The sequence below is a fragment of the Kitasatospora sp. NPDC001547 genome (assembly GCF_042894165.1).
Classification (GTDB): Bacteria; Actinomycetota; Actinomycetes; order Streptomycetales; family Streptomycetaceae; genus Kitasatospora.
In genome coordinates this window covers 453,144-465,891 of record NZ_JBIAVL010000001.1, presented here as the reverse complement: position 1 = coordinate 465,891, position 12,748 = coordinate 453,144, and the positions used below count along the sequence as shown (strand labels likewise).

Below are 12,748 nucleotides of genomic sequence, written 5' to 3'. Positions count from 1 at the left end.
CTCGCCGTGCCGAGGACTCTTCCGTACACCACCGGCCGCTGCCACTGCTGACGGCCACCCGGAGGACGTGCCGGGCCGGGGGCGTGCGGGCGACGGACCGTTCGGCAAACCGAACGTGCGAGTCCAGCCCCGGCGAACCGCCGGGCTCAGTGCCCGTGCCCCTGCGGTAGACCGGGCTGCGGCCGTTCGCCCGCCGGGTCGCCCGTCGCAGCGGCGAGGTGCAGGCGCTGCTCCGAGCGGTGCTGCAGCAGGAGCACCGAGCGCACCGGCTCGCCGCTCACGGCGGTGTAGCTGTGCGGCAGGGCGGCGTCGAAGCCGACGTAGTCGCCCGGGCCGAGTTCCACCTCGCGGCGGCCCGCCCGGACCCGCAGCCGGCCGGCCTGGACGACGGTGTGCTCGGTGCCGCCGTGGCCGGCGGAGATCTGGGTGCCGTCGATCCGCACCACCTGGTCGTAGACCTCGAACACCGCGTCGCCGCACTCGATCCGGCGCAGCGGGCGCAGGTCGACGCCCCGTCCGCTGAGCACCTCGGTGTCGGCCGCGCGCACCACCGTGACCTCGTCGGCGGGCCGGGCCTCGACCAGGTCGGAGATCGGCACGCCGAGCACCCGGGACAGCCCGAGCACCGTCTCCAGGGTGGGGTTGCCGGCCCCCGACTCCAGCTGGGAGAGCGTCGCCTTGCCGACCCCCGCCTGCCGGGACAGCTCGGACAGCGACAGTCCGCGCTGGGCCCGCACCCGCTTCAGGTTGGCGGCGAGGACGCCCCGGACGGATTCCTCGGCATCGTTCATGCTGGACCTCTTCTCTCCCGAGACCGTTCGGTATACCGTACGGGACGCACACCGATGGACGGGGCAGCGTAGCGAAGCACCGCGCCTCCCTCACCCTCACCTGGAGACCGCAGTGACCGAGCCCGCCGAGACCGCCGAGCCCACCGAGACCATCAAGTACCGGAAGAACGGCCTGACCCGCGGCGTCACGGACGAACTCGCCGAGAGCATGACGCGGGGCTGGGCCGACACCGAGCGCACCACCCTGGAGCCGGTCCCGCAGGCCGCGCACACCGCCCGCCGCCGCGCGGAGCTCTCCGCCGCCTTCCCCGGCGAGCTGCTGGTGGTCCCGGCCGGCAACCCCAAGGTGCGGGCCAACGACACCGACTACCCGTTCCGCCCCTCCTCCGACTACGCCTACCTGACCGGCGACCAGTCCCAGGACGGTGTCCTGGTGCTCACGCCGACCGGGGAGAGCGGCCACGAGGCCGTGCTCTACCTGCGCGGCCGCTCCCGCACCGACAACGGCGAGTTCTGGCTGGACGGCCACGGCGAGCTGTGGGACGGCCGCCGCAACAGCCTGACCGAGAGCGAGCGGCTGTTCGGCCTGCCCTGCCGGGACGTGCGCGCCGTCGGCGCCGACCTGCGCGCCGCCACCGGCCCGGTGCGGGTGCTGCGCCGCCACGACGCGGGCGTGGAGGCGGCGCTCGCGGACCGGGCGGACGCCGAGCGGGACGAGGAGTTCGAGGTCTTCCTGTCCGGGCTGCGCCTGGTCAAGGACGAGTGGGAGATCGCCGAGCTGCGCTTCGCCTGCGAGGCGACGGCCCGCGGCTTCGAGGACGTGGTGCGCGTCCTCGGCACCGACACCGAGACCGCCGAGCGGCTGATCGAGGGCACCTTCTTCGTCCGCGCCCGGATCGAGGGCAACGACGTGGGCTACAGCACCATCGCCGCCGCCGGCCCGCACGCGACCACCCTGCACTGGGTGCGCAACAACGGCCACGCCCGGCCCGGGGACCTGCTGCTGCTCGACGCGGGCGTGGAGACCAACCACCTCTACACCGCCGACGTCACCCGCACCCTGCCGGTCAGCGGCCGCTTCACCGGGATCCAGCGCAAGGTCTACGACGCCGTGTACGCGGCCCAGGAGGCCGGCATCGCCGCGGTGAAGCCGGGCGGCCGGTTCCGCGACTTCCACCACGCCGCCCAGCGCGAGCTGGCCGAACACCTCACCTCCTGGGGGCTGTTCGGCGACCTTGGCGCGGACAAGGTGTACGAGCTGGGCCTGCACCGCCGCTTCACCCTGGCCGGCACCGGCCACATGCTGGGCATCGACGTCCACGACTGCGCCCACTCCCGCACCGAGGAGCACGTCGACGGCCCGCTCCGGCCGGGCATGGTGCTCACCGTCGAGCCGGGCATCTACTTCCAGGAGAACGACCTGACGGTGCCGGAGGAGTACCGGGGCATCGGGGTGCGGATCGAGGACGACATCCTGGTCACCGAGGACGGCAACGAGAACCTCTCCGCCGACCTCCCTCGCCGCTCCGACGAGGTCGAGGCCTGGCTGGCCCGGCTGCGCGGCTGAGGGCTCCACCGGCAAGGCCCCTGCTCCCGTCCTGGCGAGGACGGGAGCAGGGGCCTTTGGATCAGTCGGGCAGCCGGAACGGCGCCGACCGCGGAGCGGCCGTCAGAAGTGGCGGCTGGCGTCGCGGTCCGCCTTCTCCAGCGCGTCGATCCGGCGCTGCAGCGCGTCGGCCTGGGCGCGGGCCCTGCGGGCCGCTTCCTTCTCGCCCTCGTGGTCCATCCGCTTCGCCTTCTGGCGCAGCTCGTAGACCTGCTGGCGCATCTGCTTGAGATCGGCGGTGACCGAGGCGGCCGCCGCGGGCTGGGCGGTGGCGACCTGCGCGACCGTCGCCAGGGCTCCGCCGGCCAGGGCGGCGGTCAGGACCAGGGCGGGAATGCGTCGACGCACTTGGGTGACTCCTTGCTGGGGTGCGTGGCTCGATGACCGGACGTCATCTGATTACCAGTCGGTAACCATGATCGCACGAACCTGCGCCACCCGCGGCACCCCGCCCGCCCCGACGTCCCGCCACGGCGCCGCCGGAGGAAGTCCTCGCAGGTCAGGCGCCCCCGCATCAGGCCGGCAGGGGCTTGACCCAGCGGCTCCACTGCGGCTCGGGCGCGTAGCCGGCCGCCTGCCAGGTCCGGTGGCCCAGGGCGTTGTCGTCCAGCACCATCGCGTCGGCCCGCCGCCCGCCGAGCGCGGCGAAGCGCTCCTCGGCGGCGGCCAGCAGCGCGGCGCCGATGCCCCGGCGGCGGTGCCCGGGGTCGACGGCGAGGCGGTACAGGTGGCAGCGCCAGCCGTCCCAGCCGGCGATCACCGTGCCGAGGACGGTCGCCGGGTCCTCGGCCGGGGTGGCGACGATCAGGCACTCCGGGTCCCGGGCGAGCAGGGCGGCCACCCCCGCCTCGTCGTCCGTGATGCTGGTGCCCTTGGCGGCCCGGGCCCAGAGGGCGAGCAGGGCGGGGATCTCGTCGGGGACGGCGGCGCGCAGGGCGATCTGGTCGGTCATGCGCGCCTGTCTACCAGCCGTCGCCGCCGCGCCGCCGGGAATTCCACGGCCCGGACGGCCACGGCGCGCCACCCGGCGGCCCGTCAGCCGAGCCGCCACACGGTGGTGGTCTTGACCGCGGTGTCCTCCAGGTCCGCGACCACCGGCACCTGGTACGCCGCCACCGCGGTGAACCGCTCCCGGGGCAGGTAGGCCCGGCCCGGGTCGCCGACGACGACGGTCGCGCCGCGCGCCGCGGCCCGCTCCAGGAACGGCAGGAACCGGGCCGCCATGGCCCGTTCGTAGAAGACGTCGCCCGCGAGCACCACCTCGGCGGGCCCGCCGTCGCCGTCCACCAGGTCCACCAGGGCGCCGTCCACCCGCACCCCGTTGGCCTCGGCGTTCAGCCCGATCGCGGCCACCGCGTAGGCGTCGATCTCGGCCGCGCGCACCTGCGTCGCCCCGCGCAGCGCGGCGGCCACCCCGACCAGCCCCGAGCCGGACGCGACGTCCAACACCGTGCGGCCCGCGACGAGTTCGGGGTGGTCCAGGACGTAGCGGGCGACCGCCACGCCGCCCGCCCAGGCGAAGGCCCAGAACGGCGGCGGCAACCCGGCCTCCCCGCGCGCCCGCTCGGTGGTCTCCCACAGGGCGATGGCGTCCTCGGCCATGTGCAGGCTGATCTCGGGCACGAAGGGGACGGGCTTCAGCTCGGTCTCCCGCCGGATGAAGGCGAGGTCGTCGGCCGGCTGAAGCGTGCGCAGCTCACTCGGCATGCCCCGCAGCATAGAGCCGTACGGGGGTGCTCCCGGACACCGGAGTCGCTCGGCGGCTCGGGCGCAGCGGTCGGCCCGGGCAGCTCGCCCGGTCGGCCCGGAGCGGTCGGCCGGCCCGGACCGGTCGGCCGAAGGCCCCGTCACCCCCGTTCGTCCACCACCCGCCTGATCTTCCCGACCGAGCGCTCCAGCGTGTACGGGTCCACCACCTCGGCCGCGACGGTGATCCCGACCCCGTCCTTCACCGCGCGGACGATCTCCGCCCGCGCCGCCTCCCGCTGCTCGGCGGAGGCGTCCGGCCGGGCCTCCACCCGGACGGTCATGTGGTCCAGCCGCCCCTGCCGGCCGAGCCGCAGCTGGAAGTGCGGCGCGACGGCCGGGGTGCGCAGCAGGATCTCCTCGATCTGGGTCGGGAAGACGTTCACCCCGCGCAGGATGATCATGTCGTCGCTGCGCCCGGTGACCTTCTCCATCCGCCGGAAGGCCGGCCGCGCGGTGCCGGGCAGCAGCCGGCTGAGGTCGCGGGTGCGGTAGCGGATGATCGGCAGCGCCTCCTTGGTGAGCGAGGTGAAGACCAGTTCGCCGCCCTCGCCCTCGGGCAGTACCTCGTCGGTGAACGGGTCGACGACCTCCGGGTAGAAGTGGTCCTCCCAGATGTGCAGCCCGTCCTTGGTCTCCACGCACTCCTGCGCGATGCCGGGGCCGACCACCTCGGAGAGGCCGTAGATGTCGACGGCGTGCAGGTCGAGCCGTTCCTCGATCTCGCGCCGCATCTCCTCCGTCCACGGCTCGGCGCCGAAGATGCCGATCCGCAGCGAGGTGCCGCGCGGGTCGACGCCCTGCTTCTCGAACTCGTCCAGCAGCGTCAGCAGGTAGGACGGGGTGACCATGATGATCTCGGGTTCGAAGTCCAGGATCAGCCGCACCTGGCGGGCCGTCATGCCGCCGGAGGCCGGGATGACGGTGCAGCCGGCCCGCTCGGCGCCGTAGTGCGCGCCCAGGCCGCCGGTGAACAGCCCGTAGCCGTAGGCGATGTGCACCTTGTGGCCGGGGCGGCCGCCGGCCGCGCGGATCGAGCGGGCGACCACGTCGGCCCACATGGAGAGGTCGCCGTCGGTGTAGCCGACCACGGTCGGCAGCCCGGTGGTGCCGCTGGAGGCGTGGATCCGGCGGACCTGCTCCATCGGGACGGCGAACATGCCGAAGGGGTACCCCTCGCGCAGGTCGGCCTTGGTGGTGAAGGGGAAGCGGGCGAGGTCGTCCAGGGTGCGGCAGTCCTCGGGGCGGATCCCGGCGGCGTCGAACTTGCGGCGGTAGAGCTCGACGTTGTCGTACGCGTGCCGCAGGGTGGCCCGCAGCCGGGTGAGCTGGTGGGCGCGCAGTTCGTCCGGACCCATCCGCTCGCCGGCGTCCAGGAGCTCCGGTGGGAGCGGCTCCCCGAGGTGTCGGCGCGGGACGGGTGCGGTGCCGGTCATCATCGCTCCTTCGCTGCTCTGCCCGTACGGATCACCGACCGATCGTTCGGTCAGGTCCGCCTCCGCTCCATTGATCCAGTACCCGAACCACCTGTCAAGGGATCGCACAGACCCTCCGGAATGCACCGTTCCGACCGCTTCGAGGCGACTTCGCCCCGGCAGCTTGGTTGTCCGATATGAAAATCATTACAGAAACTTGACTTGCTACCGACCTTCCCCGCCCCACCCCCGTGGTTCAGTAGTGCGGTTTCCGCCCCGCACCCCGGAGTGATCACCGTGCCCACGACTTCCGCCCTGGTCAGCGCGCTGCGTGAACTCGGCGACCGGCCCGCCGTCGTCGCCGACGGGCGCGCGATCAGCGGCATCGGCCTGCTGCTCGGCGTCTCCCCGCCGGGCGGCCTGCCTCGGGCCCTGGCCCAGCGGGTCGCCGAGCACGCGGCGCTGCCGCCCTCCGCCGCCCGCGCCGCCGAACAGCGGCTGCGCCACTGGGCCGGCGTCCTCGGCACGCCCCCGATCCGGCACACCGTGCTGCACCCCGTCACCGACCTCGCCGTCGACCTCGCCCTCGCCACCCTGCTGGCCGGCGGCACCGTCCACTGCGGGGACCCCGAGCAGCACCCCGAGCAGCTGCTCGCCGCCGTCGCCGCCGCCCGGACCACCCACCTCAGCCTGCCGTCCGCCCTGCTCTGGCGGCTCAGCCGGCAGCCCGGCCTCGGCGTCCGGGAGACCGCCGCCGGCGATCCCGCCGGCGGGGATGACGGTGCCGGCGGTCCCGGCGGCGGGGCTGACGGTGCCGGCGATCCCGGTGGCAGCGATCCGGGTGCCCCTGCTCCGGGCACCCACGACCTCGGCTCGCTGCGCCTGGTCCTGCACGTCGGCCCCGAACCCCGGCAGGAGGACGTGTACGCGGCCGTCGACGCGCTCGGCGCCGTCCTCGCCCACGTCCGCGCCCCGGACAGCAGCGCCGAGGCCGCCGACCGCCGGCTGCGCGCCGACGCCGAGAGCGCCTCGGCCGCCGCCTGGAAGCACGGCATCGGCGTCACCGCCGAGCAGGTCCGCGACTTCGGCACCCGGCTCGACCGGGCCGTGCTCACCGCTCTGCTGCACACCCTCCAGCAGAGCGGTGTGCTCACCGACCCCGCGCGCGGCCACCCCGAGGCCGAGGTGCTGGCCGCGGCCATGGTCACCCCCGCCCAGCGACCCCGGGTCTCCCGCTGGCTGGACGCACTCGCCCGGCACGGCCTGATCACCCGCCAGGACGGCGGCGCCGGGGGCCCGGTCTACCGCGGCGGGCCCGGGCCGGACGCCGCCGAGGTCCGGGAGGTCTGGCGCCCGGCCGTCGAGGCCTGGGCCGACGGCCTCGGCCCGGCGGCCGCCCTGGACCGGGTCCGGCACGACGCCCTGCGGCTGCCCCGGCTGATCACCGGCCAGGAGGCTCCCCAGCCGGCCGCCGCCCCGGTCCGCTCGGCCGCCGCCCGCGACTTCCTCGACGCCGCCCTCGACGCGCTGGTGCGCGGCGCCGCCGGGGCCCACGACGGGCCCGGGCCGCTGCGCGTCCTCGAACTCGGCCCCGAGAACGGCGAGCCCGCCGTCGCCCGCGCCCTCGCCGCCCGCTCCCGGCAAGCCACCGAGCACCACCCCGCCCCCGACGGCGGCCGCTACCACCTCGTCGTCGCCACCGTGACCGGACGGCCGGAGCCCGAACTCCCGGCGCTGGTCCGGCTGCTCTCGCCCGGTGGCCGGCTGCTGCTGCTCGCGCCCACCGCCGAACAGCTCGACCTGCTGATCACCGGCGACGCCCACGGCCCCACCGCCCGACCGGCGGAGCACTGGCGGTCGGCACTGGCCGCCGCGGGCTGCCCGACGGTGCTGACCCTCCCCGAGGACGGGCACCCGCTGGGCCTGCTGGGACAACGGCTGTTCGCGGCCCGGGTGGACTGACCCGCGGATGGCCCGGGCACGACAGGCCGGGCGGCCGGCACGTACCGCGCAGCACGGACCGAGCAGCACGGACCGAGCAGCGGCCGGTGGCGCCGCTGGCTACGATCGGGGTCATGCCTCGGATTCTCCGCACAGTGGACGCGCTCGCGTCGATCGGCTCGAACCTCTCGATCGGGTCCGTCGGCTCCTTCCTCTCGATCGGTTCGGTGGGCTCGTTCCTGTCCATCGGCTCGATCGGGTCGTTCACCTCCATCGGCTCGATCGGGTCGGCCGCTTCCATCGGTTCGATCGGCTCGTTCGCGTCCATCGGCTCGATCGGCTCCGCGATGTCCGCCCTCTCCGTGGGCTCCTGGCGCCGTGTGGGCTCGTTCAGCTCGCTGGGCTCGTTCGGTTCGCTCGGCTCGCTCGGCCCGGCCCGCTCCCGCCGGTGCGCCCCGTCCGGTCGGTGACCCGACCCGTCACACCGGCCCCGTCCGCCGCCGGGCGCGGGCCGTCCGTGGGCGAGCGGTGAAGTCCGGGTCACGCACCGCCACCCGATCCGTACCATTTCGATACCGAAGCCTGGGTGAGCTGCGAGGATCCTCGCCGCCCGGGCCGGTCCCCGGGTAGGCTCCGGTTGTCCTCCGGCCCTCGCGCAGGCGGCCCCCGCCGCCGTGCCGCGTTCTCCGGAGGCGCTCCCCCGCGGGCCATTCGGTGGGCACCGCGCACTCGACACGCGCGCCAGGGCAGTCGCGCGAACGGCGAAGGGCATCGCATTGGCGGATCGGCTCACCGGAGGAGACTCCTCGCTGCTGCGGCGGATCAACGCGGCGGTCACGCTCCGGGCGCTGCGCAACGGCCACTCCGTGACCCTCACTCAGCTCGTCGGAGAGACCGGGCTCTCCCGGCCGACGGTCGAGGGCGTGATCGAGGGCCTGGTCGAGACCGGACTGGTCGCCGAGGTCGAGCAGCCGCGGGAGGAGGGCCAGCCGGGCCCCGGCCGCCGCGGCCGCCCGGCCCGCTGGTTCCGCTTCCGCGCCGAGGCCGGGCACATCCTCGGCATCGAGATCGGCGTGCACGACATCCGGGTCATCCTGGCCGACCTCACCGGCGAGGTGGTGGGCAGTCACTTCAAGCCGGTGGACGAGACCCTCGACGCCGAGGACCGGCTCGCCGCCGTCCGCACCGCCGTCGCCGAGGTGCTGCGCAAGGCCGGCATCTCCCGCGACAACCTGTGGGCGGTCGGCATCGGCACCCCCGGCATCGTGGACCGCGAGGGCACCGTCCAGCTGGGCACCGCGATGCCCGGCTGGACCGGGCTCGACCTCGGCGCCAAGCTGCGGCGCTCCTTCCGCTGCCCGGTCATGATCGAGAACGACGCCAACCTGGCCGCCATCGCCGAGCACTGGCAGGGGTCGGCGGTCGGCGCCGACGACGTCGTCTTCGTGATGGCCGGCCTCAGCCCGGGCGCCGGCTCCCTCATCGGCGGTCGGCTGCACCGCGGCTTCGGCGGCGCGGCCGGCGAGATCGGCGCCCTGCACCTGCTCGGCCAGGAGGTCACCCCCGAGCGCCTGCTGTCCACCACCGGAAAGCCCCTCAACCCGCTGGACGAGGCGGCGGTGGCCCGGGTGCTGAGGCTGGCCCGGGAGGGCGACGAGGTCGCCAAGGTCGCCATGGACCGCTTCCTCACCCGTCTCGTCCAGGGGGTGGCCGCGCTCGTGCTGGCCATCGACCCGCAGCTGGTGGTGATCGGCGGCTGGGCGGCCGGCCTCGACGGTGTCCTGGACCCGCTGCGCGAACGCCTGGCCCAGTTCACCCTGCGCGCGCCCGAGGTCGCCCTGGCGGCCCTCGGCTCGGAGGTGGTGGCGATGGGCGCCCTGCGCGTCGCCCTCGACCACGTCGAGGAGCAGCTCTTCGCGGTGGACCCGCCCCGGGCCTGACGCCCGACGCCCGACGCCCGGGCGGCCGCCGGCCCGCGGCCGCCCCATGGCCCATGCATCCCACTCAACGGCGAAGGCCCGGACGCCAGTTGGCGCCCGGGCCTCGGCCTGAGGGTTTTCCGGAGAATGGTTCAGGAGGCGGTACGGACCTCGGCCGTCGCGCCGACCGGGGTGACCTCGACGAGTCCGGCCTCACCGAAGGTCAGCTTGCAGGTGTCCGCGCGGTAGGTGGAGACCGCCAGCGCCACCAGCCGGCCGGCCGAGGCGTACTGGGTGGTCATCACCAGGACCGGCGAGCCGGGCGGGCGCTCCAGCAGGGCGGCCTGCTCGGCCTCGGCGACGCCCAGCTCGACCGAGCGGGACTCGCCGTCCACCTCCAGGCGCTCCAGCTGACGCAGCACCGAACGGGCGCGGTCGCTCTCGGCGCGGAAGCCCGGCAGGTGCGGCAGGGCGGCGGCCGGGACGTGCAGCGACTCGGTGGCCATCGCGCGGCCCTCCACCATGCGGACCCGGCGCACGGTGTGCACCGTGGCGCCCTCGGCGATGCCGAGGTCCTTCGCCAGCTGCGCGGAGGCGGGGGCGGTGGCGCAGTCGACCGTCCGCCAGGCCTGGCTGCGCGCGGTGCCGGGCCAGCCCTCCTCCTGCCGGTTGACCGGGACGCCGACCCGCGGGGCGGCGATCAGGGTGCCGATCCCCCGGCGGCGCACCAGTCGGCCCTCCAACTCCAGCTGGTCCAGCGCCTGGCGCAGCGTGGCCCGGGCGACGCCGAAGCGGGCCGAGAGCTCGCGCTCGTTGGGCAGCACCTGCCCGGTGGAGAACTCCGAGTCGATGGCCCGCAGCAGCACCGTGCGCAGGTGCCAGTACTTCGGCTCCGGCACCGCAGAAAGCTGTCCTGTCGTTCCCACCGCGTCCTCCACCCTGCTGTCTGTCCGCCCTGCGACGAAAAGGGCGGACCCCGGGCCCGCTGTCCGCTGTTGCGGCAGGTGGGAGAGCGGGCCTTTATCCGTCCTTCTTTATTAAAGGTCCTTGCAGTAAGTGACCCTAGGTGCTCCGTCCGGAGATGGTCAAGACCAATGGCGGGGCTTGATGGGGCCGTCACCCATATTCATGCCGCGTTCACGACAGCTCCTGTCAGCCACTGTCACCATCCGCCGCGGACGGCGGGTCCGCGCGTCGCCGTTCGGCCCGGCAACGGCCAGTCGGTAGGCTGCCCGAGTGATCGTGGTGACGAGTGTGAACGTGAACGGAATCCGGGCAGCGGCCAAGAAGGGCTTCGTCGAATGGCTGGCCGGGACCGAGGCCGACGTGGTCTGCCTGCAGGAAGTGCGCTCCGAGCCCGGACAACTACCCGTCGAGCTGCGCGACCTGGACGGCTGGCACGCGGTCTGGGCCCCCTCCGCCGCCAAGGGCCGGGCGGGCGTCGCCGTCCTCTCCCGCCAGGAGCCGCAGCGCACGGTGGTCGGATTCGGCTCCGCTGAATTCGACAATTCGGGCAGGTATGTCGAAATCGACCTGCCCGGGCTGACCGTCGCCAGCCTCTACCTCCCCTCCGGCGAGGTCGGCACCGACCGCCAGGACGAGAAGGAACGCTTCATGGCGGAATTCCTCGTCCACCTCACCGCCCTGCGCGCCCGCGCCGCCGCCGACGGCCGCGAGGTCGTCGTCTGCGGCGACTGGAACATCGCCCACCGCCCCGAGGACCTCAAGAACTGGCGGGCCAACCAGAAGTCCGCCGGCTTCCTCCCCGAGGAACGCGCCTGGCTCTCCCGCGTCTACGACGAGGCCGGCTACGTCGACGTCGTCCGCGCCCTCCACCCCGACCGCACCGGCCCCTACACCTGGTGGTCCTACCGCGGCCGCGCCTTCGACAACGACACCGGCTGGAGGATCGACCTTCTGACGGCCAGTCAGAAGCTCGCGGACGCCTGCGTCAAGGCCTACGTCGAGCGACCGGCCTCCCATGCCGAGCGATGGAGCGACCACGCACCGGTAACCGCCGTCTTCGATCTCGACCAACTCCTCTAGCGCTTCGCGAGGTTCGAGACATCGACTTGGCCGCTGCGGTCGTCGCGCGACCTGCACAGAGTGACGATCGCAGCTGCCGCCGCCCTGCGCACGGACCACACGGGCGATCACCGCGTTCTGATTGGAAGTCAGTTGATCTTCTGGAAACGACTCATTTTGTAGAATCCGAAGCCGTCTGGCGGCGGCGCGGGCGACGAATGGTATCGAGACCTATGCGTTGAACCTGGCACTGTCCTGTCGTTTCCTCCCCGAGCCCCGGACGGGGAAGTCGATCTGGGTGCGCGGGTGAAGGGTCCTTACTGGTCGTGCCGGAGCTGCCACCAAGGAAGCGCTAGGCCGTGTCTCATAATTGATCTTGTGGTGGGTCGTGGAGAGATAACGGATGCGGCGTGGGCTCGGATAGAGCCGTTGTTGCCGCAGCGGGACGGGGCCGGGCGTCCATGGCGGGATCATCGCCAGGTGGTCAACGGGGTGCTGTGGCGGCTGCGGACGGGAGCCCCCTGGCGTGATCTGCCCGAGCGGTACGGTCCGTGGCAGACCGTCTACCGGCGCTTCGCCCAGTGGGAGAAGGACGGAACCTGGGCCACACTCCTGCGTGAGATCCAGGTCCGCAACGACGCGGTGGGCACCGTGGAGTGGACGGTCTCGATCGACTCCACGGTCGCCAGAGCCCACCAGCACGCGGCCGGCGCCCGCAAAAAGGGGGCCAGTCCGAGGACGAATCGGATGATCCGGCAACAGTTGCGCACCGCGAGGCGCTCGGCCGGTCCCGGGGCGGACTGACGACCAAGATCCACCTGGCGTCGACGGCCGGGGCCTGCCGCTGTCGATCGTCCTGAGCACGGGCAACACGGCCGACTGCACGATGCTGCCCGCCGTCCTCGACGCCATCCGCGTCCCACGTCTCGGGAGTGGGCGGCCAAGGACCAGACCCGACCGGGTCGTGGCCGACAAGGCGTACTCCTCCCGGACGATCCGCCGGCTGCTGCGGCGCCGGCGGATCAAGGCGGCCATCCCCGAACGCCGGGACCAGATCGCCGGCCGCGCCCGCCGCGCAAGCCGCGGCGGGCGCCCGCCGGCCTTTGACAAGACCGCCTACAAGGGTCGCAACGTCGTCGAGCGGTGCTTCGCCAGGCTGAAGCAATTTCGGGCCGTGGCCACCAGGTTCGACAAGCTGGCGAACCGCTACCGGGCCGGCGTCGTCCTCGCCTCGCTGATCCTGTGGCTGCGAGCCGAGGAGCAATGACCCCCGCCAAGATCAATTACGAGACACGCCCTAGTACT

The 12,748-nt window shown here is 73.7% G+C and carries 11 protein-coding genes and 1 pseudogene; 6 read left to right on the top strand and 6 right to left on the bottom strand.

Annotation, left to right across the window (positions count from 1 at the left end; translation table 11 throughout):
- Nucleotides 1–146: 146 nt before the first annotated feature.
- Complete coding sequence (locus ACFY0X_RS01825; RefSeq protein WP_387747685.1) at nt 147–791, bottom strand: helix-turn-helix domain-containing protein; 645 nt, start codon at nt 789–791, stop codon at nt 147–149.
- 112 nt (nt 792–903) lie between these two features.
- Here ACFY0X_RS01825 and ACFY0X_RS01820 point away from each other — a divergent pair, with 112 nt between their 5' ends.
- Nucleotides 904–2,358 (top strand): aminopeptidase P family protein, encoded by a 1,455-nt coding sequence (locus ACFY0X_RS01820; RefSeq protein ID WP_387747683.1) that lies wholly within the window; start codon nt 904–906, stop codon nt 2,356–2,358.
- A 102-nt stretch (nt 2,359–2,460) separates the two neighbouring features.
- Here the strand turns inward: ACFY0X_RS01820 and ACFY0X_RS01815 are convergent, their stop codons facing one another.
- From ACFY0X_RS01815 to paaK, 4 genes are all read right to left on the bottom strand, one after another.
- The gene (locus ACFY0X_RS01815) at nt 2,461–2,745 is read right to left on the bottom strand and encodes a hypothetical protein (RefSeq protein WP_387747681.1); all 285 of its coding nucleotides are present in this window, start codon (nt 2,743–2,745) and stop codon (nt 2,461–2,463) included.
- 166 nt (nt 2,746–2,911) lie between these two features.
- Nucleotides 2,912–3,349 carry a GNAT family N-acetyltransferase gene (locus ACFY0X_RS01810; RefSeq protein ID WP_387747679.1) on the bottom strand — a complete coding sequence of 146 codons (438 nt, stop codon included), beginning with the start codon at nt 3,347–3,349 and terminating at the stop codon, nt 2,912–2,914.
- A gap of 83 nt (nt 3,350–3,432) precedes the next feature.
- On the bottom strand, nt 3,433–4,104 hold the full coding sequence (locus ACFY0X_RS01805; protein WP_387747677.1) for a class I SAM-dependent methyltransferase: 672 nt from the start codon (nt 4,102–4,104) through the stop codon (nt 3,433–3,435).
- A gap of 140 nt (nt 4,105–4,244) precedes the next feature.
- The gene (gene paaK / locus ACFY0X_RS01800; RefSeq protein WP_387747675.1) at nt 4,245–5,579 is read right to left on the bottom strand and encodes a phenylacetate--CoA ligase PaaK; all 1,335 of its coding nucleotides are present in this window, start codon (nt 5,577–5,579) and stop codon (nt 4,245–4,247) included.
- A gap of 276 nt (nt 5,580–5,855) precedes the next feature.
- Between paaK and ACFY0X_RS01795 the strand changes: the two genes are divergently transcribed.
- From ACFY0X_RS01795 to ACFY0X_RS01785, 3 genes are all read left to right on the top strand, one after another.
- Complete coding sequence (locus ACFY0X_RS01795; RefSeq protein WP_387747673.1) at nt 5,856–7,520, top strand: hypothetical protein; 1,665 nt, start codon at nt 5,856–5,858, stop codon at nt 7,518–7,520.
- A gap of 113 nt (nt 7,521–7,633) precedes the next feature.
- Nucleotides 7,634–7,969 (top strand): hypothetical protein, encoded by a 336-nt coding sequence (locus tag ACFY0X_RS01790; RefSeq protein ID WP_387747671.1) that lies wholly within the window; start codon nt 7,634–7,636, stop codon nt 7,967–7,969.
- A gap of 306 nt (nt 7,970–8,275) precedes the next feature.
- Nucleotides 8,276–9,439, top strand: coding sequence for an ROK family protein (locus tag ACFY0X_RS01785; protein WP_387747669.1), 1,164 nt, complete (start codon nt 8,276–8,278; stop codon nt 9,437–9,439).
- Between the two features lie 131 nt (nt 9,440–9,570).
- Here the strand turns inward: ACFY0X_RS01785 and ACFY0X_RS01780 are convergent, their stop codons facing one another.
- Nucleotides 9,571–10,344 (bottom strand): GntR family transcriptional regulator, encoded by a 774-nt coding sequence (locus ACFY0X_RS01780; protein WP_387748059.1) that lies wholly within the window; start codon nt 10,342–10,344, stop codon nt 9,571–9,573.
- A 310-nt stretch (nt 10,345–10,654) separates the two neighbouring features.
- Here ACFY0X_RS01780 and ACFY0X_RS01775 point away from each other — a divergent pair, with 310 nt between their 5' ends.
- Both ACFY0X_RS01775 and ACFY0X_RS01770 read left to right on the top strand, forming a co-directional pair.
- On the top strand, nt 10,655–11,464 hold the full coding sequence (locus tag ACFY0X_RS01775; RefSeq protein WP_387747667.1) for an exodeoxyribonuclease III: 810 nt from the start codon (nt 10,655–10,657) through the stop codon (nt 11,462–11,464).
- Between the two features lie 360 nt (nt 11,465–11,824).
- Nucleotides 11,825–12,710, top strand: a pseudogene (locus tag ACFY0X_RS01770) (IS5 family transposase).
- Nucleotides 12,711–12,748 lie beyond the last annotated feature (38 nt).